This window comes from Coleofasciculus sp. F4-SAH-05, assembly GCF_040222985.1.
Lineage (GTDB): Bacteria > Cyanobacteriota > Cyanobacteriia > Cyanobacteriales > Coleofasciculaceae > Coleofasciculus > Coleofasciculus chthonoplastes.
On the sequence record NZ_JAVKBY010000274.1, the window covers coordinates 1 to 24,282 of the forward strand.

At 44.0% G+C, this 24,282-nt stretch carries 23 protein-coding genes, 1 tRNA gene and 1 pseudogene; 8 read left to right on the forward strand and 17 right to left on the reverse strand.

Features of this window, described 5'->3' with window-relative positions:
• Positions 1–273: 273 nt before the first annotated feature.
• The 3 genes from RIG27_RS33355 to RIG27_RS33365 all read right to left on the reverse strand — a co-directional run bounded on the left by RIG27_RS33355 (position 274) and on the right by RIG27_RS33365 (position 2,011).
• A tRNA-Ala gene (locus RIG27_RS33355) sits at positions 274–346 on the reverse strand.
• Between the two features lie 65 nt (positions 347–411).
• Positions 412–1,119, reverse strand: a complete 708-nt coding sequence (locus tag RIG27_RS33360) for an HAD family hydrolase (protein ID WP_446351326.1) — start codon at positions 1,117–1,119, stop codon at positions 412–414.
• A 13-nt stretch (positions 1,120–1,132) separates the two neighbouring features.
• Complete coding sequence (locus RIG27_RS33365) at positions 1,133–2,011, reverse strand: class I SAM-dependent methyltransferase (protein WP_446351327.1); 879 nt, start codon at positions 2,009–2,011, stop codon at positions 1,133–1,135.
• 188 nt (positions 2,012–2,199) lie between these two features.
• Between RIG27_RS33365 and RIG27_RS33370 the strand changes: the two genes are divergently transcribed.
• Entirely contained in the window at positions 2,200–2,391 is a 192-nt protein-coding gene (locus RIG27_RS33370; RefSeq protein ID WP_446351328.1) for a hypothetical protein, read from the forward strand.
• An 82-nt stretch (positions 2,392–2,473) separates the two neighbouring features.
• Complete coding sequence (locus tag RIG27_RS33375; RefSeq protein ID WP_446351329.1) at positions 2,474–2,734, forward strand: hypothetical protein; 261 nt, start codon at positions 2,474–2,476, stop codon at positions 2,732–2,734.
• A 64-nt stretch (positions 2,735–2,798) separates the two neighbouring features.
• Here the strand turns inward: RIG27_RS33375 and RIG27_RS33380 are convergent, their stop codons facing one another.
• A complete protein-coding gene (locus RIG27_RS33380) occupies positions 2,799–3,095 on the reverse strand; it encodes a CheR family methyltransferase (RefSeq protein ID WP_446351372.1) in 297 nt (98 codons plus the stop codon).
• A gap of 214 nt (positions 3,096–3,309) precedes the next feature.
• Between RIG27_RS33380 and RIG27_RS33385 the strand changes: the two genes are divergently transcribed.
• The 4 genes from RIG27_RS33385 (at position 3,310) to purL (ending at position 8,001) form a co-directional block, all read left to right on the forward strand.
• The gene (locus RIG27_RS33385; protein WP_446351330.1) at positions 3,310–3,669 is read left to right on the forward strand and encodes a helix-turn-helix domain-containing protein; all 360 of its coding nucleotides are present in this window, start codon (positions 3,310–3,312) and stop codon (positions 3,667–3,669) included.
• Positions 3,670–3,680: 11 nt separating this feature from the next.
• Positions 3,681–4,985 carry a hypothetical protein gene (locus RIG27_RS33390; RefSeq protein WP_446351331.1) on the forward strand — a complete coding sequence of 435 codons (1,305 nt, stop codon included), beginning with the start codon at positions 3,681–3,683 and terminating at the stop codon, positions 4,983–4,985.
• Positions 4,973–5,416: a type II toxin-antitoxin system VapC family toxin gene (locus tag RIG27_RS33395; RefSeq protein ID WP_446351332.1), complete on the forward strand. Its 444-nt coding sequence runs from the start codon at positions 4,973–4,975 to the stop codon at positions 5,414–5,416. The genes RIG27_RS33390 and RIG27_RS33395 overlap by 13 nt, the downstream gene beginning before the upstream one ends.
• Positions 5,417–5,652: 236 nt before the next feature.
• Positions 5,653–8,001, forward strand: a complete 2,349-nt coding sequence (gene purL, locus RIG27_RS33400; RefSeq protein ID WP_446351333.1) for a phosphoribosylformylglycinamidine synthase subunit PurL — start codon at positions 5,653–5,655, stop codon at positions 7,999–8,001.
• Here purL and RIG27_RS33405 read toward each other — a convergent pair.
• The 7 genes from RIG27_RS33405 to RIG27_RS33435 form a co-directional block, all read right to left on the reverse strand.
• A complete protein-coding gene (locus RIG27_RS33405) occupies positions 7,984–8,145 on the reverse strand; it encodes a hypothetical protein (protein ID WP_446351334.1) in 162 nt (53 codons plus the stop codon). The two genes, purL and RIG27_RS33405, sit on opposite strands and share 18 nt — an antisense overlap.
• The gene (locus RIG27_RS33410) at positions 8,138–8,695 is read right to left on the reverse strand and encodes an EF-hand domain-containing protein (RefSeq protein ID WP_446351335.1); all 558 of its coding nucleotides are present in this window, start codon (positions 8,693–8,695) and stop codon (positions 8,138–8,140) included. Before RIG27_RS33410 ends, RIG27_RS33405 begins: the two co-directional genes overlap by 8 nt.
• Before the next feature lie 187 nt (positions 8,696–8,882).
• Positions 8,883–9,200 (reverse strand): divalent-cation tolerance protein CutA, encoded by a 318-nt coding sequence (cutA, locus tag RIG27_RS33415; protein WP_446351336.1) that lies wholly within the window; start codon positions 9,198–9,200, stop codon positions 8,883–8,885.
• A 152-nt stretch (positions 9,201–9,352) separates the two neighbouring features.
• Positions 9,353–10,783, reverse strand: coding sequence for a Crp/Fnr family transcriptional regulator (locus RIG27_RS33420; protein ID WP_446351337.1), 1,431 nt, complete (start codon positions 10,781–10,783; stop codon positions 9,353–9,355).
• Positions 10,780–12,033, reverse strand: coding sequence for a hypothetical protein (locus tag RIG27_RS33425; RefSeq protein ID WP_446351338.1), 1,254 nt, complete (start codon positions 12,031–12,033; stop codon positions 10,780–10,782). Before RIG27_RS33425 ends, RIG27_RS33420 begins: the two co-directional genes overlap by 4 nt.
• A gap of 55 nt (positions 12,034–12,088) precedes the next feature.
• Positions 12,089–12,577, reverse strand: coding sequence for an RpiB/LacA/LacB family sugar-phosphate isomerase (locus RIG27_RS33430; RefSeq protein WP_446351339.1), 489 nt, complete (start codon positions 12,575–12,577; stop codon positions 12,089–12,091).
• A gap of 702 nt (positions 12,578–13,279) precedes the next feature.
• Entirely contained in the window at positions 13,280–13,420 is a 141-nt protein-coding gene (locus RIG27_RS33435) for a hypothetical protein (protein ID WP_446341128.1), read from the reverse strand.
• A gap of 115 nt (positions 13,421–13,535) precedes the next feature.
• Here RIG27_RS33435 and purF point away from each other — a divergent pair, with 115 nt between their 5' ends.
• Complete coding sequence (gene purF, locus RIG27_RS33440; RefSeq protein WP_446351340.1) at positions 13,536–15,029, forward strand: amidophosphoribosyltransferase; 1,494 nt, start codon at positions 13,536–13,538, stop codon at positions 15,027–15,029.
• A 359-nt stretch (positions 15,030–15,388) separates the two neighbouring features.
• On the opposite strand, the gene RIG27_RS33445 is transcribed toward purF, so the two are convergent.
• The 6 genes and pseudogenes from RIG27_RS33445 to RIG27_RS33470 form a co-directional block, all read right to left on the reverse strand.
• Positions 15,389–16,852 carry a mechanosensitive ion channel domain-containing protein gene (locus tag RIG27_RS33445; RefSeq protein WP_446351341.1) on the reverse strand — a complete coding sequence of 488 codons (1,464 nt, stop codon included), beginning with the start codon at positions 16,850–16,852 and terminating at the stop codon, positions 15,389–15,391.
• A gap of 14 nt (positions 16,853–16,866) precedes the next feature.
• Positions 16,867–17,580, reverse strand: coding sequence for an adenylate/guanylate cyclase domain-containing protein (locus RIG27_RS33450; RefSeq protein ID WP_446351373.1), 714 nt, complete (start codon positions 17,578–17,580; stop codon positions 16,867–16,869).
• Positions 17,572–19,116: pseudogene (locus RIG27_RS33455) on the reverse strand (sodium/glutamate symporter); the annotation flags it as partial. The pseudogene RIG27_RS33455 and the gene RIG27_RS33450, both read right to left, overlap by 9 nt.
• A gap of 152 nt (positions 19,117–19,268) precedes the next feature.
• Positions 19,269–20,726 carry an ABC transporter substrate-binding protein gene (locus tag RIG27_RS33460; RefSeq protein WP_446351342.1) on the reverse strand — a complete coding sequence of 486 codons (1,458 nt, stop codon included), beginning with the start codon at positions 20,724–20,726 and terminating at the stop codon, positions 19,269–19,271.
• A gap of 103 nt (positions 20,727–20,829) precedes the next feature.
• Positions 20,830–21,678, reverse strand: coding sequence for an ion channel (locus RIG27_RS33465; protein WP_446351343.1), 849 nt, complete (start codon positions 21,676–21,678; stop codon positions 20,830–20,832).
• Complete coding sequence (locus RIG27_RS33470) at positions 21,617–21,964, reverse strand: hypothetical protein (RefSeq protein WP_446351344.1); 348 nt, start codon at positions 21,962–21,964, stop codon at positions 21,617–21,619. Before RIG27_RS33470 ends, RIG27_RS33465 begins: the two co-directional genes overlap by 62 nt.
• 864 nt (positions 21,965–22,828) lie before the next feature.
• On the opposite strand from RIG27_RS33470, the gene RIG27_RS33475 reads away from it, so the two are divergent.
• Complete coding sequence (locus RIG27_RS33475) at positions 22,829–24,223, forward strand: hypothetical protein (RefSeq protein WP_446351345.1); 1,395 nt, start codon at positions 22,829–22,831, stop codon at positions 24,221–24,223.
• Positions 24,224–24,282: the final 59 nt, after the last annotated feature.

Sequence of the window (24,282 nt, forward strand, 5' to 3'; positions counted from 1 at the left end):
AAATTGGGTTATCCATTTGTCTGTCTTCTCTCAGGGTTGGGAGGTTGTGAAGGCAATCTGAGTTTTAGCGATCGCGCTTCTCTGTCTCTGATTTTACCTGATTCATACTCCTCACTTCGACTTGTGTGTACACGGTAGCCCTCGTTACTTAGAGGATAATTCACAGTAAGCTGAGGTCAGGTAGATGTCAATGATGTCAGTTAAATGACATTCAATTTGTCAAGATGACACTAATCTGACAACGATGACAAATAATGTGGCAATCGACAAAAATGGAGAATACCGGATTTGAACCGGTGACCTCTGCGGTGCGATCGCAGCGCTCTACCAACTGAGCTAATTCCCCGGACTAGGTTTATTGTAACACTTGCGGGTATTGGTTTATAGTTCATGATTCATGGCTCATGGTTACTAACCCACAACCTGAGCATAAACTTCCTGCACGCGCTCAAGTTCAAGCTGATGCAGGTAATCAACCGTCCAGTCGGCTTGACGCTGAAGCATGTGGAAGGGATAGGTATTAGCAACGCCGACGACTTGCATCCCGGCTCGTTTGGCGGCTTCAATACCCACCGGTGTATCCTCTATGGCAAGGCAATCAGAGGATTTGGCATGAAGTTCTGGAAACTGCTGATTGAGGCGTTCCACAGCTAACAGATAGCCATCCGGTTCTGGTTTACTCACCTTAATGTCATCACCTGCCACAATAACCGGAAAATATGGCAAGAGTGTAGCCCGATCCAAGACTAACTCAACTTCCGATCGCAAAGCACCACTCACCACTCCCATGGGTAATTGAGCCACGCGGATTTTGTAAATTAAATCTTCGACTCCCGGATATATGGGTAATTCAGATAGAGATTCCAGTTGACGGCGGTAGGCGTCGGCTTTTCGGGAGATTAAACGGGTTAATTCCTCCTCACTCACTACCCGACCTCGTTTTTCCAATAATACTTTTAAACAAGCGCGATCGCTACGCCCCAAACAATCCTCCCAGTAATCCGCCGCCGAGGGGCGCAGATTTTCGCCCAGCAGAATGTCTTCGATGAGTTGCTGATGAATCGACTCATCGTTGATAATCACGCCGTTGAAATCAAACAGAACTGCCTTTAAACTCATATTCAATTCGTTACTATGCTGGAGCTGCAATACCTGGGGAACCGAAGTCGTCGATTGTACGGCGTTGAGTCCGTTGGTACACTTGTTCGTCTACCGGGATAGGTTTCATTCCTTGGGTAACTTGATTCAGCCACCACACGTCTTGAGTCTGCACCGCTTCAAACCCAGCCGAACCCATCCAGGCGTCTACGCTATCGGTGGCGTAAGCTTTGATATAGGGTTCTTCAAACACCTCTGTTAACCAGTTTACTTGACGCAAGGTTCGCTGATTACCATCTAATATCAGAACTTGTCCGCCTCCCTTGAGGAGTCGAAAACTTTCCCGCAAAATTGACTTTGCCACGGCTGGGGGGGTTCCGTGGAATAATAAGGAAGCGGTTACCAGGTCAAAAGATGCCTCTGGTAAGCCCGTCTCTTCCGCTTTACCATGACGCCATTGAATGTCTACCCCGGCGGCTTTCGCTTTGCGCTCTGCCATGACTAACATATAAGGGGATAGATCCAAACCGATTACCTCAGCTTCAGGAAACGCCTGTTTTAACAGTAGGGTAGTTGAACCCGTACCGCAGCCTAAATCCAGAATCCGTCGCGGTGTTCCCTGGATGCGATTGATTAACTCCTGGCGTACCCAGGTTTCGTTGGGAGGTAAAGCGTATTGGGTAATCGGATCATAACTGGTTGCTGCACTGCCATTCAAGTAACCCCCTTCAATACCATGGAAGTTCTGACTCTTGTAGTAATCAGGGTAAACTAAGTCAGGCGTTGAGACGCGATCGCTCTCTTGTTCCCAGTCAATGCTCTCATAAAGCTGGCGCAATTGCTCCCCGTCGATGAATACGCCAACAATGGGTTGTAAGAATTGCTCCCAAAGCGTGTTTTTGCGATTCACCATAAGTTTAAGCTCTAATCCTACTTGCTTAATTTATTGTAATAATTTTGGCACTTCTGAGCAGAACATCCGGATTCAGCGATGTCTTAGACCACCCATTTGTTACTGGGTATTGACAAAAACAACGTTTTATGAATATAAAAATCCCCACTTAAGAAAGAGCGAGTATAACTAATGATGCCTAACTAATAATGGCAGGTCAGCAGTTTTTCTCCGGAAAAAAAATGATTTTCCGCCACCATACTTGTGACTGCAATCACTTTATTAAGTTGATCTATTTCATCAAAATTCCATTACGCGGCTCACCCCTAGGGCTGATTAAAATCAAAACTCCGGATGATTTAACACTCTATAAAGAGTGGAAAAAATCGGTACAGTTATAAGTGGGAATCAAGAAAGCATTTCTCTCTAAACCTTTAGGTTCTCCATCTTTTTAATTCCTCAAAATCAGGACACCAGCCGATAATGATTACCTTTTCACTCGAACCCAATTCTGCGTCTGCATCTAAGCCCTGGAAACTGCAAATTTGGCTATCGCCTAAATCTCAGGCGATTTATTACTTGACTGATCCCCAACAAGCACAGTCAATCCTCGATTTTATTCTTGCCAAAAATAATACTCAAACTTCTCAGAATAAAGAACAAGGTGAATTATCCTTTGCTGGCTTAATTCCTCGTTCATTAGCCTCTCACCAGCCTTTAAAAGCCGACGCTTGTGTTTGTTAACGTGCTTTGAGAAATTTCAGTGACTTAGCCACCGTCAACCATCAATCCTCAATCCTAACCCAAATTAGTGTTCTTTTCGATAAACTCCTAGCCGAATAGCTTGCATCTGCCGAAAATTTCCAGGTAAAGATTCATGGCTGCCAACAACAAATACGCCTCTAGGAATCAATTGCTTGAGCATCTGTGATAACACTTTTTGTTGTAAGTCTGCATTGAAATAGGTTAAAACTAGATTTCGACACAATATCAAATGAAATGACTCCGAAGGCATAGTGGTACGAATATCCTGCTGCTTAAACTCAATTGCCTCACGAAACTCAATTTGTAGTGAAAGGTGAGAAACTGGAGAGAATTTGGCTATCGCTCCTCCTTATCCTCTGAGACTTTAATATTAGCGTCTAAGACCACCTCAAATGTTAAACACAGTAGCTAATTATGTAAGCGCAAAGGCTAAAATACTGTATAATATCCTCAGTAGAGTTGTGGTTCCTTAGAGGAATGAGGAATACGACGACGAGACTGGCTCACGAAAAGCCAGATTGGTAGCTATAGCCCTATCTCATTGAGGAAAAACTATGTCTGTTAAATGGCGATTGAATGTGCTGATGGCTGAGCGATACCTGAAAAATAAAGACTTGACGGAAGCAACGGGAATGCATCCTGTCACTATCTCTAAGTTGAAGAATTCTCAGGAGATGCCAGAACGATTAGAACGGGCAACCCTGGAAAAGCTCTGTGCTGCTCTTAACTGCCAACCCGGAGATCTAATGTTATGGGAACCTGACTCGGAAACAGTAGAAACGTCTGACTCGACTCATCAGCCGAGTAAGAACAAACATCAAGGAGCGTCACCGTCAGAGTTACGTCGGGGACTGAGTACAGAAAAGCCTCCCCAAACCTCAACAAGTGAAACAACGGTTGAGTATCAGAAGTAGGAGTAGTAGAAGTGATGCGAGTTCTGGTTTCTTATCATCTTATCCACGAAGTTCTTCTGAATCGTCCGGGATTTGTTGAAGAAGCTGATCAATTATGGGAGTTAATGCGTTCAGGACAAATTCAGGGATACATTACTCAACGAGGTTTAGATATTATTTATCTTGATCTTCTTGATGCAGAAGGCGAAGATAAGGCGGAGGAAATAATCTGCCAAATAAAAAAAATTGTGGGGATCTGCTCTATTACTCGCACAATCAGAGAACAAGCAAGAGCAACCTACTTTTCTGACGAAAAAGCTATATCAATATCTTCTGTTAATAGCACAATTAGAGAACAAGAGCGAGTCAACTCCATGGATTACGGCTCTGCAATAGAGTTGGTTTGTGCTATTGAAAAGGGATTTGATGCCATTGTTACCCAGCATCCTCAAAATTTTAATGGGGATGATTTGGTGATAACAGTCAAGGAGTTGTTGGATCAACAAAGTGAATCTACCTTCTTGGAAATTATCCAACAACTGAATGATACTTATTACAACAATAAAGCGCTACCACTCGTTCAATTTCACCCATTGGAAGTAAATCGTTATTTAACCTACCGAATCCGTAGCTCAATTACTACAGCACTTAAAGTATTCGAGATAATAAAAGAAAAAGGAAGCAGCGGAATAGACTCTACGGAGTTAGCAACTCAAGCGGGACTCTCTAAAAAAACAACGAATAGTGTGGTTTTAGATTTGCAAAATTTCCATATAATCTTTCGACAGGACGGAAAAATAGTAGTAAAACCCTCTTTGTTGAATTGGAGTCATGAAAAAATCACTGATTACTTAGCTGAAACCTTAAAATGTCACGTAGTTACACAAGAGGTTTACAAGCAGTTCAGACCGGGTGAACCCACTACTCGGTGGCGTTTGCAGGAATTGATTGCTGATGTATCTCCCAAGGACAAGTCGGTAATTCCCAAATCATCAAGGGATTATATCAGTAGAATGCTTCCTTGGTTTTTCTTTACAGGATTACTGGAAGATCGAGGCAATGGAAGAATTGCTAGACCCATTGGAGTGGGTAAGCAAAAAGGAAAATTAAAAGAAGACAGTGAAGTACAACAGTTAGAACTTTTTCCCGAAGACTGGAACTCTGACCCAGATTTAGTAGACGCTAATGCGGTAGGCGTATCCGTAACGTCACAAAAAAAATCGTCCTACCCTTCTGCTATAGACTTGCTCGATGAATTGCCTGGTCAAAGACTATTTAAAACACCAGAAGCAGTTGACCAGTATCTCCAGGAGGAACGTGGTTCGTGGGACAACTGATACTGCCAGCATCGAGCCTTGTCTACGTAGATACTCAAATTATTATCTACAGCGTAGAAAAACATGAACCTTACTGGTCAATCCTACGACCAATGTGGCAACGTTCTGCCAAGGCTGAAATTCAAATCATTAGCAGTGAACTGGCATTATTAGAAACTTTAGTGGCTCCTTTGAAAAATGCTGACTTTGTTCTTATTAATGCTTATGAGACGCTGCTTCTGTCTACAGAAATGCAACTGATGCCGATTACAAGAGCAATTTTGAGAGAGGCGGCACAAATGCGTACCCAGACAAACTTAAAAACGCCAGATGCCATGCATGCAGCAACAGCAATAGCTCATAGCTGTAGTATTTTTTTAACCAATGATTATGGTTTCCGCCGTGTTCCCAATCTGCCCCTCACTGTCCTGAATGACATTGTAGCTCCTTAAATCAATTGGGTTCTTCCGTAGAACCTCAATTCCTCGCCCAGGTGGGGCGCTGTGAATCCATCCGTGTTAACTATCTCCTTGTCAAGCTACAGTTTGTAGGGGCGGGTTTAGTCACATTGGGGTCAACAAATCAACGATAGTCGTAAAACCCGCCCCTACAGTCTCTGATTCAGAATTACTAGCCAGACGCCCATTAATCGATACAATTATCCCTGTGCCATTTGTACAAGGGTTCCATGTCTACTATCTCCTCTGCCCCCTTTTCCCCCGAAGAAATCGCCGCTGAAGGACTCAAACCCGACGAATACGCGGAAATTGTTAAACGTCTAGGGCGTCATCCCAATAAAGCTGAACTGGGGATGTTCGGCGTTATGTGGTCAGAACATTGTTGCTACAAGAACTCCCGTCCTCTCCTCAAACAATTCCCCACCACCGGGAAACGTATCCTCGTGGGTCCTGGGGAAAATGCTGGCGTGGTAGACTTAGGCGACGGACTCCAACTCGCGTTTAAAATTGAATCCCATAACCACCCCTCGGCTGTAGAACCCTATCAAGGTGCAGCCACAGGCGTTGGCGGAATTCTCCGGGATATCTTTACCATGGGGGCGCGTCCCATTGCGGTTCTGAATTCCCTGCGTTTCGGTTCCCTGGACAACGCCCGCACCAGGCGAATATTTACGGGGGTTGTGGCGGGTATTTCTGGGTATGGTAACTCCGTTGGTGTCCCCACCGTTGGCGGTGAAGTGTACTTTGACCCCGCCTATACCGGAAATCCCCTGGTTAATGTGATGGCGTTGGGATTGATGGAAACCCCAGAAATTGTTAAATCTGGGGCGTCAGGAATTGGTAATCCGGTGCTATATGTCGGGTCCACCACCGGGCGCGATGGTATGGGGGGTGCGAGTTTTGCTAGCGCTGAACTCACCGATAAATCCATGGATGACCGCCCAGCGGTGCAAGTGGGAGACCCCTTTTTGGAAAAATGCCTGATTGAAGCCTGTCTAGAAGCCTTTAAAACTGGGGCGGTTGTCGCGGCACAGGATATGGGGGCGGCGGGGATTACCTGTTCTACCTCGGAAATGGCAGCTAAAGGGGGTGTGGGGATTGAGTTGGATTTGGATTTAATCCCCGTCCGCGAAACCGGGATGGTTCCCTATGAATATTTACTCTCGGAATCCCAGGAACGGATGCTGTTTGTGGCACAGAAGGGACGAGAACAGGAGTTAATTGATATTTTTCACCGTTGGGAACTGCAGGCGGTTGTCGCGGGTACGGTGATTGAAGAACCGATTGTGCGGATTCTGTTTCAAGGTGAAGTAGCGGCGGAAATCCCAGCCACGGCGTTATCGGATAATACGCCAATTTATGAGCGGAATGTGTTGACTGAAGCGCCAGAGTATGCAAAGAAGGCTTGGCAATGGACGGTTGAGTCATTACCGAGTTGTACCCGTACCGGAATCGAAATTTCGGGTGAGGCTAAATCCTGGACGGATATTCTCCTGCAACTCCTGGATACACCCACGATTGCTTCAAAACGCTGGGTCTATCGTCAGTATGACCATCAGGTGCAAAATAACACTGTGATGCTTCCCGGTGGTGCAGATGCAGCAATCATCCGCTTACGTCCCCCGGAATCAGGCAGAAATGCCCAATCGGGTGTTGCGGCTACGGTGGATTGTAATTCTCGCTATGTCTATCTTGACCCCTACCAAGGCGCAAAAGCAGTCGTAGCCGAAGCCGCCCGCAATTTAAGCTGTGTGGGTGCAGAACCTGTCGCCGTCACCGATAATCTGAATTTTGGGTCACCGGAAAAGCCGACAGGATACTGGCAACTGGCATCGGCTTGTCAGGGTATCGCTGAGGCTTGTGCAGAATTGGCAACACCTGTGACGGGGGGAAATGTCTCGCTGTATAACGAAACCTTGGATAGTCAGGGCAATCCCCAACCGATTTATCCGACTCCGGTGATTGGTATGGTGGGGGCGATTCCGGATTTGAGTCAGATTTGTGCTCAAGGATGGCAGGGTGAAGGGGATTTAATCTATCTGTTGGGATTATCGCTAACTGTTACTACACCTCATCTAACCTTAGGGGGTTCGGAATATTTAGCCGCGATTCATGGGGTTGTAGCAGGGAAACCTCCCATCGTGGATTTTGAGTTAGAACGTCGGGTGCAAGCGGCTTGTCGCGAGGGAATTCGACGCAGTTTCCTGAATTCAGCCCATGATTGTGCCGAGGGTGGATTAGTCGTGGCGCTGGCGGAATGTTGTATTTCTGGCGGATTGGGGGCTGAGATTGACTTAGGATTGACGGATGCTTCTCTAGAACGGCGTTGGGATGAGATTTTATTTGGTGAAAGCGCTAGTCGGATTCTGGTGTCGGTGAAGCCGGAAGCCCAAGGGGATTGGGAGGCTTACCTGACGGAGTATCTAGGGGAATCTGCCCAGAGTTGGCAACGGTTGGGGATGGTTAAATCTCTATCTGACGGATTAAAAATTTCAATGAACGATCATCTTCCTGTGATCAACGCTGCGATCGCGGATATGAGCGATCGCTTCTTTAACTCCCTAGAACGTCGCTTGTAGCTGTGTTGAGCTATTCACCGCTGACCAATGACCAATGACCAATGACCAATGACCAATGATAATTGGGAGAAGACCTGTCAGTGTCAGAAAGTTAGTGGTGAACTTAGGCTTGAAGATAGAGCAACTAGAGCAACACCTATTCATAGGAACCGTAAAGCCAATTACCAGAAGCATTGACATCTTCACTGACATGAAAATCTTGGGATGCTTGGACATATTCATCGCGTGAAATATATCCATCAGCGTTGTTATCTAAATGGATAAAAGCTGTTTCAGCATCTTTTTCATTCAGACCAACGGCTAGACAAAATTGTTCATATTCGCTCTGGCTAATTTGATCATTATTATTAGCATCCAAAATGTCGAATATCATATTAGCTTTATTAGTATGAGCGTTTTGAAGTCGTGGTATTTTCCAGAAATTATTAATCGAATTCTCGGCTACCTTCAAGTATTCTTCTAAGCTAACTTTTCCATCACCATTAATATCAGCAGGTTGCCAAAAATTAGTCCAAATTGCTAAATATTTTGCTTGTAAATCTAAAACTTCTGATGAGTCTGATTGTTGATTACGTAGTTGAGCGAGATTGCTGGCACAACGTTCTAGATCGGCTAGTTCTACAAATCCACTTCCATCTAAATCGTATATCTTAAAATTTTTAGTGTGTTTTTTTTGCAATAGTTGACTTAACATTTATGATCGTCCTCTAATTTATCAGAATCAGATTATACTGAACTCTTGCACCAATGTCAATAAGCCGGAAAAAGCTAGGTTTTTGGTGATGTGATCAACGAAATATCAAGGGTTGTAGAACTTTATTGAGAATGGTGCAAGATCTGAGATTATACCTAGCTGGAAGGTTAGGATTATCTAATTCAGTTTATGAGAGGTGGGTTTGATCTCGAACAAACTCGACATACTCACGCAGAGAAGCCTCGTTATCAATCTCAAGAACAACAAACTCCGGCAATTCATAGGGATGAAGCTCACAGAGGCGATGTTTCAAACGCTCTACTCCTTCTGTTGAGACTTTCATCATCAATGTGACTTCTGCGTCCAAACGAACTTCTCCTTTCCAAAAATACAGGCTCTGGATCGGATACAGGTTGACACAGGCTACAACGTGTTCTTCTACAAGTAAACGAGCAATCCGCTCTCCCTGTTCTGGCGGCAAGTTTGTTAGGGCAATTTTCATCATATTGTTCCTCCTTGGATTGAGATAAAATAGCTTCAGTCAAGTTTAGTCTTTAGACTCCCCACTGAAGGGGGATAAAATACTTTATTTCCTGTTCAAAGTGTCCTTTTTAGATGCCTTAATTCATCTCGCTTTACGCCAATACTCAAACATTCTTACTCAACCCGCTTACGACAAGACAAAATTAGTAGAATCCCATCGGAATGGAATTCTATATGGGAATAGCGAAATTTTGACCGAGCGAACAAGTCTTTTAATACCTCCTGCTTTCGATGATAAAACGACCATTCAAGAATATATTCAAGGTAAACACGATCAGGGTTTGTTTCAGATATTTGTCCCAAAATCACAACGCCATCTGGCAATAATTTTTCGTATATCCAGTTGAGTAATTCGACGACGTCGTTATCATCAAGGTAATGTAGAATATTCGCCCCTAAAATGGCTTTTTGTGGTTCAATCAATACTCGGCTATTCCCTTGATAGACTTGGAGTACGCTGTCTTGCACAAAAGAGACAGATAGCTGATTTCCTAATACCTCAAGCTGTTTCTTAACAATCGAAAAGCCCCGTGCATCCATATCGATACAGGTAACATTCATGGGCAATGTGTAATTGTCAGTGACAAACGCCAAAACATCTGGCGAAGTCCCTATTCCAAGGACAGTAATCGGTAGGGCGATATCTTTTTCCCATTCCTGAGCGAATTTGAATAGACAAGATGCCATCTCCTTGCCTCGTTTTCGGAGTAAATTCATAAAAGGAAGTCGAAGCACCCATTCATCAATCATCTGTCCAAGTGGACTATCACCATGAGGAATGCCCTCACAAATATAGTTAAGGAGTTCGTAATCTACCTGATAACCAAGTGGCTTTGTATAGGCTTTATCATTTGCATAACTCAGCATCAAATATGGAAAACTTTGCCGAAATATATAAGCTCCAATACCGGCGGCTTGTCCGGGATTGGCATGTATATGTTGTGTCAGCAAATGATGAAGGGCATTGCAGGCATTAGTAACTTGGTCTTGAAGTGTCTGATTAGGAAGCCCATTTTGGATAATCTGGGCAATGGACTCCATTTCTGCCTTAAATGCTGCAACCCCCGATATAATTTCTGGTGAAAGAGTGAAAGAAAGGTGCCCTGTACGTTGAACTCGTCTTGCTGATATGGCGTTATTGGTTTTTAAGAATGACCCATCTATCCTTTCTCGGATGCGTTGTGCCATGAGGCTTGCTAATGAATGGTAAAAACGAGTGGCGAACCCGGGAACAGAAGCGCAGAAATTATCAATCATATCGCCTTCCGTTATGTCAATTTCTAATTCTGTGTTGGCGATGATAGATGAACTTGCTCCTGACTCTTCTAGGAAACTTAATTCCCCTAAAATCGAGCCAGGACCACAGCGAGCAATCGTTACTCCATTGATCTCAACCCGAGCAATTCCGGAACTAATTATAAACAGCCCTCGTTTAGCCTTCTCTCCTTGTGAGACCACCACATCATTTTTGGTATACCTCACACGACGAGATGCTTCTATAATGTACGCTTGATCATCAAGGGTGAAATATTTAAAGGGAATCATACCTTAACCTCCAAATTACTACTTTCCTGATCGGGAGCAAAATCATTTAATAACTGTGCATAGATGGATGGGTTTTGTTGTAAACGTTCTTGATCAACAATCGCAATGCTGGTAAACTTCCCCTTAATCCGTTCAGCCCAAGCAACACGTTGAATATCTTTGCCAGAAAGCATAAATATTTGTTGTTCATCCGTAAACATATTCATCATCATAATAATGGTTTTTGGACGTTTGGCAACAAACACCTGCTTAAAAATCAAGGGGAGATCGCCACTGTATAACTCAATAATCAAACAAGTGATATCTAAACGCAGATAAGCTTCCAGTTCTAAGGCTAAATGTTGAGTAGTAATTCCGTGACGGGCGTGATAACCGGAAATGATGACATAGCTCGGCTTAGTGATATCAATTCCATAATGCTGGGTAATCCATGCACAACACAACACGACCGCAGGAGAAATGACCTCGAAGCGATAACTACGATAGGCTAATCCCAAGTAGGATAAGAGATCGTAAACTTCAGGATTCCCCTCAACAATTAGGGTAATATCATAATACCCCTGAATATGAAGCTGGCTTAACTTTTGGTTGATGCGATCGATATTGACTTGATACCTTTCCCAATCATACTCTAGTATATGGAGTTCTCCTTGCAGTCCGACATCTTTGATGAGTTCATACACAAAATCAAAGGTGAGAATTAGGGGAGCTTGAGCCATCAGTGCGATCGCCTCTTGAGTGAGCATAGCTCTAATCGGAGCAATCCCAATAATATGTATAGATTGTTGAGCTAGGGTATTCTGTCCGACAAAAAGCCCATACTCTTGATCGTGTTGATGAAGCACGCGGCGACGAATGTATTTATGCGGTAGTATGGCGAAAACATGACGATCTGACGATGAATTTTCAAGGGACATGTAGGGATCGAATACCGAAGCGTTTAGATCCTTGACCTCGATAATTTCCATCCGTCTATATCGTCGATAAAATTCCCGGATAATCTCGGTTGTAGCGGCGTTCGCTTCGTCTATAATAATCGGTTTTTTATTCCAAATTAAGATATGGAGAAACCGTTCTACAGTATCTTGAGAATAATCATGCGAACCGGAAAGTAAGGCATAGCCATCAGCTAATAAAAGCAACTGCCATTGCCTAGTGCCAAAAGGGATATTTATGGTGTCATAAATCGCTTTACTTGCTAGGAGATATTCGGGAACAAGTACTTTTTTTCCAAAATTACAATCTATCATGTCTGGCTATATGTATATGGACTTCACTTATTTGCCAACTGTCGGTAGCAGTTCCTCAATCTTGGTCTAGGTGAGCAAACTGTTGTGTCTCTAGTTGGGCAATGTCCTTCATCGAATTATGTAGCCACTCTTGAACAGACAATTCCCAACCCTGTGTAAACTCAGTGGTTAGCCAAGTATCCACAATTTCCTGAGCTACCTGGGGTGTGGTTACTAACCCGCCTAAAGTCAGAATGTTAGAGTTGTTGATAGAGCGGGACAGACGGGCAGCTTCAGCATTCTCACAAACCGCCGCATATATACCCGGGTGCTTGTTGGCGATAATCGCCATTCCCATACCACTAGCACAGACTAAAATACCTCGATTTACTTGGTGATTCGCTACGTACTTTGCTACCAAAGAAGCCGTCTGATAATAAGGTGTTTCTGCATTGCGATCGCTGACACCTACATCCTCGATTTCGAACCCTTTGTCAAGTAGGTGGTTTTTCACCTCTTGTTTGAGGTCAAATCCATGATTATCAGAACCCAGGGCAATTTTCATAACACTATCTATATTTAATATTTTTAGTTTATTGTAATGCATTTAATTTGATCAGGCAATCTTGGTTACAGCTATTTGCCCACATTCCGCACTTCAAGTTTAAGCACAAAACACTACATCGCTAAAAACGGGGGTAAATCGGAAAAATTGGACTATTGAAGACTAAATAAAAATGAAACACAAATTATAGCACTACGCACATACGTTAGGATATTTAGCTGTGATCAGGAATCTAAGCATGTGCCATTCCTTCTTTATATATGTGTAATATGTGCTTTTGTCAATGCTTGGTAATAATTTTTATTGTAAGTTTAACAAAATACATGGGTTCAATGGGACATGGGGAGTGAGACGAAAACCAGGAGTTATACAAAGTTTTACGAAAATTCAAGGGGTTTAGCTGTGTCGATCTTATTTTTACCCAAAAAATACCCACCATAGATAGTATACCTGAACATCGCACAATCTCCTCACAATCGCCGCAAGCCTTGAAAATTCGTAGTTTTTTCTCAAAAAAAGGTAAAAAACGAGGAATTGTGAAGTTTTGTTGAGAGCTGTGCCTGATTGAAAAATTTAAACCATTCTGGGAGAAAGAATCATTTAACTTATCAGAACTTGACAGGTTGAGGAGAAACGACATTATGTAGAGACGCGCCAGGGAAAGTCTCTACACAGATTGTACGGGCAGATCAACATGGACATCTAGATCCAGTAGTCTTTCTGATTCCCCGATATCTGCTCTTTCTGGGAACAAGCTAAAGTCCAATCTTCAGCCCGATAACGTCGCTTATAGTCGTGTTGAGGCAGTCGCGGCTGATGAATGATCCATGAGGGATGATCCATGATTCCCAAATTAATGATATTGTTAAGGAATCGTTAAGTTTAATTAACGATTCCCGCTTGATTTGCGTTAATACAAGTCGAACTGACTGCCACTATCAGGAGTAAGCTAATACCCATGATTCTCCAGCCACCCCACTCCTCTACCCCCAATCCTGCTGAATCTGATCAGATTATCAGCCAACGCCCCGACAAACCTGAAGAAGCTTGCGGGGTTTTTGGTATCTATGCACCAGACGAAGATGTCGCCAAGCTAACATACTTTGGTTTGTTTGCCCTGCAACATCGGGGTCAAGAATCAGCGGGGATTGCCACCTTTGAGGGAGAACAGGTGCGTCTCTATAAGAATATGGGACTTGTCTCCCAAGTCTTTAATGAAGATATTTTGAACCAAATGCCCGGAACAATCGCGGTGGGTCATACCCGTTACTCGACAACGGGGTCGAGTCGGGTTATCAATGCCCAACCTGCTGTTGTGAATACCCGCTTAGGGTCTTTGGCTTTAGCACATAATGGAAATTTAGTCAATGCTCCAGAGTTACGAACCCATTTAGAGAACCGCAACTATGATGAATTTTTGACCACGACGGATTCTGAGATGATTGCGATCGCGATCGGTGCGGAAGTGGATCAAGGGAAGGATTGGTTAGAGGCGGCGATTAGTGCGTTTAACCTCTGCCAAGGTGCCTATAGTTTAGTAATTGGTACGCCAGAGGGGATGATGGGAGTGCGTGATCCCCATGGCGTTCGTCCGTTGGTGATTGGCACCTTAGGCACGAATCCGATGCGTTATGTCCTCGCTTCAGAAACCTGTGGGTTAGATATTATTGGCGCAGAATACCTACGGGATGTCGAACCCGGAGAATTGGTTTGGATTACCGACGAGGGAATGGCATCATTCCACTGGAGTCAAAAACCCCAACGTAAGCTGTGTATATTTGAAATGATTTATTTTGCCCGCCCGGATAGCGTGATGCAGGATGAAAGCATCTACAGCTATCGGCTACGCTTAGGGCGTCAATTGGCAAAAGAAGCGGCGACTGAGGCAGATATTGTGATTGCGGTACCGGATTCCGGTGTTCCCGCCGCGATCGGGTTTTCCCAAGAGTCGGGAATTCCCTACGCGGAAGGGTTGATTAAAAATCGCTATGTGGGGCGCACGTTTATCCAACCAACCCAGAGTATGCGAGAGTCGGGGATTCGGATGAAACTGAATCCTCTGAAAGATGTTCTCGCGGGTAAACGAGTGATTATTGTGGACGATTCGATTGTTCGGGGAACCACGAGTCGGAAGATTGTTAAAGCGTTACGGGATGCTGGGGCGACTGAGGTTCACATGAGGGTTTCTGCACCACCTGTGACTCATCCCTGTTTCTATGGAATTGATACCGATTCTCAAGACCAGCTTATTGCTGCAACTAATTCGGTTGAGGAAATTGCTGAACAAATTGGGGTGGATTCTCTGGCGTATGTGAGTTGGGAAGGTATGATGCTGGCGACTCAAGATAATGCGAATACGTTCTGTTCGGCTTGTTTTACTGGAGATTATCCGATTCCAGTTCCGGAAAGGCTAAAACGGTCTAAGTTGATGCTGGAGGAAGCGAAGGTTTAAGCAGCACATCTCAAGGGGCGGGTAAGATAGCGAAAAAGGATAATCTACCTGTAGGGACACGATATTATCGTGTCCTTATCCTAAATGGTTTGTGTGTTTAAGCACCATTGTAGAGACGCGCCATGGCGCGTCTCTACATAAATGATGTGTCCTAACCGCTATGGCGGTTGCTATAAATCGGGCGCACGTCAGTGCGCCCCTACTGTTTCCGGGCGTTGGACTGATTCCTTTGAGGGATAATTGTTAGAAGCTGACTGTAAGCTTTTGTCTTTCCTATTGCCTATGACACACCGAGCGTGTTACCGAGCGAAGTCGAGGTAAGTCGAGGTGTTGCCTATTCCCTAGCGCATAGCGCTATATCAGACGGTGATACTATTGACTTCAGAAGATGGGAGATCTGGAGTTTGTTTAGCTTGATTAATCATTCGATTCCGCTCTTCAATGAATTGGTTCATGACTAAGGCTAATTTACGGTTGTCTTCCATCAAGTCTTCAGCCGATTTTTCATTGATGAAAATTATTTTCACGTCATTAATTACAGTGACATTGACAGTGCTATTGGTTCTTTTGGGCAGCAGGGACATTTCACCAAAAAATTCGCCTTCCCCTAACCGCAAAACTTCTTTTTCCTGCCCTTTAAAATCCTCAACAGTAAGTTTAACTAAACCATCTCTAATAATATAGAGTCCTTCTTCCATCTCTCCGATTTTAACAATATTTTCACCCATACCGTAGTAGTAAATAATCGCATAGGTTGATAGTTCATCGATGAGGGAGCTATCTAAGTTCTTAAAATAAGACAGCGAGTGCAAAAACTCAGCAATCTCCTGTTGAGAGTCCTCTCTTTCTATATCACAGCTATTGACATGGTAAAGGGTTTGGCAGGGATAGGGAATGGTCAGATGATGGCGTTTAATCGCATAATAAATACGGCTTAACACGGCATCTCTGCCCTTTGATATGCTAGTGGAATCAAGCATGACGTAGTAAATCGCATATTCCACACCGTACTCCTTAAATTCAAACACTCGAACGAGTACTGACTGAACACCTTCCGCCGCAAGAACTGCTTTTTTGAGAATGGGTTTTACTCGGTTGGGGGGGTCTTGATAGGAAAAGATGAGCGATAGGGAATGTTCACTGTAGGGATTTTCTAGGGTCGAGTTGATAAACTTATCTTTGGCAATGGAACCATTGGGGATAATAAAGACGTCATTCTTTAAATCTCGAATTCTTACCGAGCGCCAGTTAATATCAATAACCTTGCCTTTAATATCATTAATAACTATCCAATCATTAACCTTAATCGGTCTTTCAATAATTAACAAAAACCCGGAAACTAAATTACTGAGCGTATCCTGTAGCGCTAAGGCAATCACTAAAGACCCCACTCCCAACGTCGCAGCGACACGACTTAAATTAAACCCCCATATAAATGCTATTGTATAAAGAGCAACGATGGCAATAATTGCAGCCCGAGTTGTCTGGAATAACAAATTGGGAACGTGAATTTGCCAGCTTTTCTGTTTCTCGCCCGTTGTTACTAGGGCATTCATGAGAGAGAGTAGCACAAAAACGACTGACAAGCTGGTCAGGGTTCTGACAATTTGCACCGTGAGCTGGTCATTTTCTAACTCAAACACTTGCTGAAGAAGCAGCAAAACGATGAGAAGAGGTAGAAGATACCTGCGGATTTGATGTAAAAAACTAGCTAGAGGATTTCTTTTGCGTTCTAAGTACTTAATCGCCTCTTCTAGACCAACAGTCAGAATCGGCAAGCCAAATATTAAAGTCAATCCCCAAAACAACAGTGATGATTCCATCCCGTTATCTCTCCTCAATCAATTGATTCGTTGTCACTCGTGAGAACAGATAACGACTGTTCTTGTCCGAATATCCAGAGGTTTAATGTCGTTTTATTTTCAAGCGTGATTGTTTGACCTCGAGTAAATGAATACAAATCATGCAATGGCTCGTATACATTCTCACTGACAACGATGGTATTGTTTTCCGCAAGGGTATTCAAGTGACTGGCAATATCTACAGTTTCTCCCCACAGGTAATACATTAACTTGTTCGTGCCGATCAAACCTGCCATAACTGTACCCGTATCGATACCAATGCGAAAGCTGAGGTTACTGTCATATCGATTGTTAAACCCTTTGAGGGTTTCCTGGATGGAGAGGGCAAAATCCATCATCCGCTTGGTGTGGTCTAAACGAGGTGTGGTGACACCACACATGGCAATATAGCGTTCGCCAATCGCCTTGAACCGCTCAACATCATAATTTTGACCCTCTAAATCGAAGGCATCAAATAACTCGCTCAGCTTAATCGCCATTTCCTGAATACCCTCTCGATAGGTCAGTTTTGTAATTCCTACAATACTGGCAAATAGAACAGTTCCCTGCTGGATATGATCAACCAGTTGCTCTTCTCCCTTCTGCACCCGTTCCGCGATCGCATGGGGTAAAATATTCAATAATAAAGATTCAATTTCTTGATCCTTTTGGTGCAACAATTGATTGTTGTCACGGATACTGTGAACCATTTCATTGAAGGCGTGACCCAGTTCGCCAAATTCATCCCGAGACTTGAGGTTAATTTCGACATCCAGTTCACCTTTACTGATTTTTCGAGTCGCCGAAATCAAAACTCGTAGGGGTGACACGAAGCGCTCCGTCAGAAAACCGGCAATCAAGGTAATGATCACAATCAAAATAATTGTGGTAATGAAAAGATGGCGTTGAATTTGGTAAACCGGACGATACGCTTCAGCCACGGCTGCGGTAAATAACCCTCCTCCCACAATTGGCTCGAAAAATAGTTGTTTATAGGCAAAGCTTTCAAAAGCACCAGAACGGTTGTCTGGATCAACCATGCGTAGTAGTAAAATGCCAGTTGCTGTCACCCCCATCGACTGACCCATATCCCCAATCCCGCGTTCAAACCAATGGTTAGGAATTAAACGGGGAGCTAAATAGAGGAATGCCATAACATTCCAGGTGATCCCGACTACACTGAGGATTAAGAATGGAGCCAAATTACTACCTAATACGGATAAAGAAATAGAGGCTAAAGCCGCAACCACAACCACATCCAATGCCACACCCGCAATACTTTTCATCAACGGTTCAATAATTAAAGGACCAAGCCCTCTACGTTCCATGAACAGTTGCAACAGGATACCGCCCACTAATGCCATGGGAAATAATGGGACATAAACCATCAATTGAAACCCTGTTCTTCCCCAGGTCAACGCCTCAATTTGAGTCAGGATTTGTAGAATCAGCCATCCCAAAATAATCGCAATTCCCACAAAACCTAGATTGAGAGATAGGGGATCAATTAAAAGGTCGCGCATCAGCCTGGCTCTGCGGCGTTCAACCTGAGAAGTTTCTTGGGAATGGAGTTCGGGCAGGTCATCGGGTTGCTGGGCTTGATGACTAACGGTTGAAATGTATCCCTTTTTTCTGCCCCAGTTGGCTAGGATCGTGCCAATGATAATAGCAGACACAATTCCAATGGTTGCTAACCCTAGAGCTAAATCTGCTCCCTCTTCAAATCCCAATTCGACGAAGGTTTCAGCCATACCCCCGGCGGTTCCATGTCCACCTTCAAAAGCAATTTCAATCAAGGCTCCAGCAATTGGACTGATGCCAAATAAAGGGGTCAGAATGAGCATTGTCACTGAGATTCCGATCACATACTGACCCCAAGCCAAGGTTTGACCAAACACAACTTGGGGGGCGGCTTTTTGCCAAATATCTCTGAGACTAGGAATCGATTCTCCTAAAAATAGAGCCGCGAAGACCACATTAATAAAAACGCCAGGTGATTGTGACCAAACCAGGCGGATCGGTTCGGAAAATAACCCCTCTGAGAGGAAGGCATTGGAGCCCAATAGGTTGGTGACAATCGCCCCTAAAACCTCTGGTCCGAGCAAGAGTGCTAAAACACCTGCCACAATTGATTCGGGTAAATATAACTTTTGCAGCCAGGAAATTTTTTGCTTAATGAATCGCCCGACGAGAATTAATAAGGCAATAAAAACGAAGGCGAAGAATGCGTCTTTAAGTGTAAACACAGGATTTTTTAAACTATAGTAGCTTGAGAAGTGTCCTAACTTTAGTGCGTAGTGCTATAGATGATTGAGAAATTCTGGTCACGAAAGAGTGTTATTCTCTTTCGTGTTCAGGACAGTCGTCAAGTCAATAGCCTTGTGACCAAGGAAGAGCCTTACTTCAAGAGTTCAAACTTAAATTCTGTCGTTGGTGTCGCTGAACTGGGTGACTCTTCGGGTGTGCTAGACTCACTAGGATCTGGTGTAGACGTTCCGGCAACAATCTGGACAAGCTGAAGCGATGCTCCTACCCGATTCCCTTCAGCATCAAACTCGAGTTCATCTCCCGCCGTTTCACTGGCTGGCAAACTCACTTGACGCAAGGCTTGTAAAACCCCTTCACGAGAATCAGCCGTTTTGATAGCAGCTAGTAACGCTTTAGCGGCATCATAACTGTAAGCCGTGCGCCAACTGACCTCAATGTTCCAACGTTCTGCAGCCTGTTCAGCATAGGGAGTATTAGGATACCAAGGCGCACTAAGCACCATCCCTTCAACGGCTTGTTTGCCAAGTTTTAGCGTTTCATCGGAGTATAAGGCATCATTGCCAATAAGCTGCATTTGCTGATTGGGATCTAAGGCTGCATTAACTCTAGCCACTGCGATCGCGCGTGAAGTCCAGGTGGTACTCGGGAAAAGTAGAGCTGCTTTTGCTCCTCTTTGTACAGATTTTCGCACTTCCGGACTGGCATTGAAGGCACTTTGGGACAGATTGCTAGCGGCGACTTCTTCCCGATCCGTTTCCTGCTCAAACGCTTCTTTGAGACTGCGACTGTAGCTACTATCTGAGGCGTAGAAGACAACGGGCTCAGTGACGTTACTTTGGGTAATATAGTTGGCTAATAGATCAGCCGATTCTTGGTCAGAGGGAACGGTTCTAAAGAAACAGTCCCCAGAAATTGCGGTACTGGTACTTGTGGGGGAAACCATCGCCACATTCGCCGGACAGTAAATATCAGTAACCACTTGACTGATATCACTCGCGTTATGCCCAACGATACCCAGGAGATTGGGATATTGCTCAATCACTCCCTGTGCCACTTCAACCGCCACTTCTGGATCGTTGTCATCGTTAACGATAACGACTTCTAACAGACGCCCATCAGCCCCACCCGCTTCGTTAAACTCCGTTTGGGCATTGGCAACACCTCTGAGGATTTCTCGGGATGCTTGCATCCGCTTGCCGACTGGAACCGCTACTCCCAGAATATAAGTTTCCGTGTTGGATTGCCGTGCTTGAGCATTGTTGAGATAAATCTGGGCTTCAGGATCTTGGGGTTTATTCTCCACCGCCGCTGTAAATAGTTCGGCTGCTGCTTCATATTCCCCTTGGGCAAAGGCAGTAATACCGCTGATTAAGTCAGGGTTATCAATATCAGGGTTATTTCTTGCCGTAAATAACCGAATTTCTCCGCTACTGAAACGAGGTAGATCTGACGCTGTGGACGTTGCGCCGCCCTCTTGAGCATCTGTTTTATAGGGAGATTCCAGGATAGAACACCCCGTTGTGCCGGTGCCGATTAAAGCGATCGCGGCAATGGAAAATAGCCAATTGAATTTGTTCTTCTTGCTCATGAATATTCGGGTTTAGTTTTAAGGAATGCTGGGGCAGATTTGAGAAATTTGGATTGGGCTACTGTATTACTCTCACAATCTGTCTTGACTAAGGGTGAGAGTGTTACTCTGAGGGGTTTTCTTGGTTTGAATAAAGCCAGTAATCTAAAATATCTTGTACCTGACCCGTTTCAGATAGACGGAGTAATTCGATATTCAGATCGTGCAGCAGAGGACTATTGGTCGGTAAAGCAAAACCGTATAGTTCCGTGGTTAAAGCAAAGGAAGCCAATTTGACATCTAAGTCGGGATGTTGATTGATGTAATACTCCATCGCTGGACGGTCAAATGTCATGGCATCTGCACTACCTGTGGTAACTAATTCCACACCATCGGCTAGACTTGATACGGTTTCAATCCGAGCTTGGTGTTTCTGCGCTTGGACTATACTGGATGAGCCTTCAATGACGACGACACGAGCATTTTTGAGGTCGGATGCATCACGAATTCGCTCAGTAGACAATCCTGAAAAGGCAACGGTAAATGCTGATGCGAGTCCTGCGGTTAGAGAAGATACCGTGACTAAGGTGACAACCATCCAACTTCCGGCAATAAAACGACCTAGGCGAGTGATCGGTGTGCGATCGCCATAGCCAACTGTCGTCAGAGTCACCAAAGCAAACCACATCCCATTGCCGACACCATGAAGATAATCTTTGGGAAAGTGTTCACTGTTATGATTTCGTTCCACTAACCAAATTAGATTCCCCACTGTGAACAGCAGGACAATCAAGATACCAATCGAGGTCAAGACTGCCGTCCCAAAAAATGGCTTGATCCGACTCCAAACGCTGGGTTCTTGACTGGAAGTTAAAACGCTAATCTCAGATAGAAAATAGGGCTGAGTAAATTCAATGTTTTCTTCTAGGCGCTTGGCGGCACATACCCACTTCGAGCATCCCGAAGCCAGCATTCATAAACACCACCAATGTTGTGGCAAACAACACAAATCCTACGTTGATAAATCCTTGGAGTTGGTCAAGACTGGTGGCGACATCCTCAATTTGCCGTTCCAGATAAACACCACCTCCGGTTTGGGCATCAGCAGCACTATGCCAAAGGACGGTGATGATAGCGGCTAGGGGAATATAACCTAACCAAGCCGGAGAGATTTTCTGGACAACTCTACTTAATGTTTGTGTTTTGGGTAGGGAAATCCTTCTGTTTTTGAGGATTTCAGGTATCGACTGAGATTTCATAGTTTCGATTAGCCTTGGGTTTTTTCTTCCTTCCATTGAGAATACATTACCTTAAAACAAAATTCAAAATTTAGCAAAGTGAATTTTGAACTTATGAACAAATTTATCTCCATTTGCAAAGAGATAATTAAATAGAATACTTGATGTTCAAGCTATTTATTGTAAAAGTTTGTGAATTTCAGGCAAGTTGTTCTATTGTCCCTTGTTAAAATCAGTTGTAAACTAAAAATGATAACTGAAAGCCTTTGCTTGTATTAATTTCAAGGTTTCTTACATCTCATTTGTAAACACTATGCAGGATAGTGCCAGGGTCACTCGCTAACAAGTGAGCTAGAATTGCAATGACGAATATGTAAAAAAAGCTAGACATATTGACTTGCCAAACGCTATGACTTTTACAAATCATTTGTAAACAAAAAAGGGCTGAATTTTTTGCACAAGAAGCTTTTTGTAGTGAAGACCACAGTTTTTTTAGTTAATTTGAATGTTGAGAATAGGAATTGACTTTCACTAACGAATATGATAAAAATATTAAGATATTGATTTCGACTTCACAGCTAGACAATCGATTGACAAAATCATACAGCGTTTACAAATCATTTGTAAACGCAAAAAGGTGGTAAAGCCTTATTAGTGAATTGTCTTCAGGGTTTCTTGCCTCTCATTTAAAACGCTCTATAGAGCCAAATACCAGGGTCACTCGTTGATAAGTAGACTAGAAAAAAGCCTGTTAAAGACCCAGATCTATCTATAGCGTTTTTATTTGAAATGTAAAGAAGCAACCCTTGCCCAGTAAAGCTTTCAGTGCTGCGGCTGTAAACGAATCATCTGAAAACACTATAGATGTCGAACTCATTATCCTTTATGTCAAACTCATCGTCTGTTAAACCTCAAACATTAACAACCAATGATTGGAGACTTAGACCGGGTTACTTGTGTGAAGGGGGATCTGATTTTGAATCCGTTCACATTTTGTTGGGTCGGTTTTTAGCCGATCGCCATTCAGAAGATCCCTTGCCTGACGTATCCATGACGACGGAAAACGAAGGTTTTGAATGGGGCAAAGGATTGCCGTTGGAAAAGGTGATTAATTCTCAGGAAGATTTAGACTTCCTGATGAAGCATCCGAACTTATTTCGCAATGCGATCGCGGTGATCGAACCCTGGGAACATGTCGGCTGTAATCCAATGGGAGAAAATGTTCGGGCTTCGCTGAATGTGGCGTATCTGGCGCAAAAAATCGCGGATTGTGATTCACTGCTGTTCCCGTTTTGGTCATCGGGTGTACTTGATCCAGAGTTAGTTGTGCCGATCATAACGTCAGGATTAGCGGTGGTTGTGGAAGGGGGTAATCCGTCGGTGCGCGATGCTAGCACCTTTAACGATGCCAAATGTTCCCTGGAGGATCTCCATACATTCACCGATAAACTGCCGCTTTCGCGATCGCCTACCAGTGCGCCAGCTTTATTTATCTGTTTGGGACATCAATTGGCGGCACAATCTCACATTCGTTTAATTAAACGAGCAGTGGATGAGGTATTTAGCCTAGAGCATCTGGCACGCGATCGCAATGGTAAAGCCCTAAAATCTTTGAAAAAAGTCTGCCAGCAGATTCAACAGGTGGGAACTACGTTACAGGTGAAGAAGAAAAATGGACACCTGGTTGCCAACAACTGGGATGATCCTGAATTTGCGGTTGGTCCCAATGAAAAGAAAGAAGTGGGCTATCGTCAATTGTTGCATTATGAATCTCCCGATAGCGACACGTCTGACATTCCCGAAGACGTAATTATCGCCCATGAGGTGACGGCTGATGAATTTGAAGGGGTGATCGATACGTCGATTGAGTATGAACATGAATTGAATATTTCCATGTTCCACTCTGATGAAGTGAATGAGGAAGCCATTCTATTTGCAAACTGGGCATATCGACTGCTTCATGATGCAATTATCTCCCATCGGCATATTTTAGCTGGGAGTCCTTTGTCTTGGTTAATGCAGCTTCCCTTTGCGGTGGAAATTCTTTGCTCAACGGCTGACGAAACGGAAGTCGTGACAGAATGTTCAGCAACCTGTATTAACTACAAAGATTTCGAGAGCAAACTGATTCGCCGTTCATTTACCTGTCAATTCCATCCAGAACTGCTTCAGGATTTGCGAGATCTTCGTCACCGGGAACCTCCCAATTATGACGAGTTGAAGCATGATGATGGCGCTCGTTTATTTGCCCGACTCTTGTATTCTGGGATGCAGGAATAAGCATAAGGTGAAGGGAAGCTGGGGGAGCTTCCCTTAACATTATGACCCGACGAGCGCGA

Coding starts and splice junctions, on each gene's coding strand:
- RIG27_RS33360 (WP_446351326.1), bottom strand. CDS start 1,119: ATGAGTTTAAAGGCAGTTCTGTTTGATTTCAACGGCGTGATTATCAAC.
- RIG27_RS33365 (WP_446351327.1), bottom strand. CDS start 2,011: ATGGTGAATCGCAAAAACACGCTTTGGGAGCAATTCTTACAACCCATT.
- RIG27_RS33370 (WP_446351328.1), top strand. CDS start 2,200: ATGGCAGGTCAGCAGTTTTTCTCCGGAAAAAAAATGATTTTCCGCCAC.
- RIG27_RS33375 (WP_446351329.1), top strand. CDS start 2,474: ATGATTACCTTTTCACTCGAACCCAATTCTGCGTCTGCATCTAAGCCC.
- RIG27_RS33385 (WP_446351330.1), top strand. CDS start 3,310: ATGTCTGTTAAATGGCGATTGAATGTGCTGATGGCTGAGCGATACCTG.
- purL (WP_446351333.1), top strand. CDS start 5,653: ATGTCTACTATCTCCTCTGCCCCCTTTTCCCCCGAAGAAATCGCCGCT.
- RIG27_RS33405 (WP_446351334.1), bottom strand. CDS start 8,145: ATGAATAGGTGTTGCTCTAGTTGCTCTATCTTCAAGCCTAAGTTCACC.
- RIG27_RS33410 (WP_446351335.1), bottom strand. CDS start 8,695: ATGTTAAGTCAACTATTGCAAAAAAAACACACTAAAAATTTTAAGATA.
- cutA (WP_446351336.1), bottom strand. CDS start 9,200: ATGATGAAAATTGCCCTAACAAACTTGCCGCCAGAACAGGGAGAGCGG.
- RIG27_RS33420 (WP_446351337.1), bottom strand. CDS start 10,783: ATGATTCCCTTTAAATATTTCACCCTTGATGATCAAGCGTACATTATA.
- RIG27_RS33425 (WP_446351338.1), bottom strand. CDS start 12,033: ATGATAGATTGTAATTTTGGAAAAAAAGTACTTGTTCCCGAATATCTC.
- RIG27_RS33430 (WP_446351339.1), bottom strand. CDS start 12,577: ATGAAAATTGCCCTGGGTTCTGATAATCATGGATTTGACCTCAAACAA.
- RIG27_RS33435 (WP_446341128.1), bottom strand. CDS start 13,420: ATGGATCATCCCTCATGGATCATTCATCAGCCGCGACTGCCTCAACAC.
- purF (WP_446351340.1), top strand. CDS start 13,536: ATGATTCTCCAGCCACCCCACTCCTCTACCCCCAATCCTGCTGAATCT.
- RIG27_RS33445 (WP_446351341.1), bottom strand. CDS start 16,852: ATGGAATCATCACTGTTGTTTTGGGGATTGACTTTAATATTTGGCTTG.
- RIG27_RS33450 (WP_446351373.1), bottom strand. CDS start 17,580: ATGGTTCACAGTATCCGTGACAACAATCAATTGTTGCACCAAAAGGAT.
- RIG27_RS33460 (WP_446351342.1), bottom strand. CDS start 20,726: ATGAGCAAGAAGAACAAATTCAATTGGCTATTTTCCATTGCCGCGATC.
- RIG27_RS33465 (WP_446351343.1), bottom strand. CDS start 21,678: ATGCTGGCTTCGGGATGCTCGAAGTGGGTATGTGCCGCCAAGCGCCTA.
- RIG27_RS33470 (WP_446351344.1), bottom strand. CDS start 21,964: ATGAAATCTCAGTCGATACCTGAAATCCTCAAAAACAGAAGGATTTCC.
- RIG27_RS33475 (WP_446351345.1), top strand. CDS start 22,829: ATGTCAAACTCATCGTCTGTTAAACCTCAAACATTAACAACCAATGAT.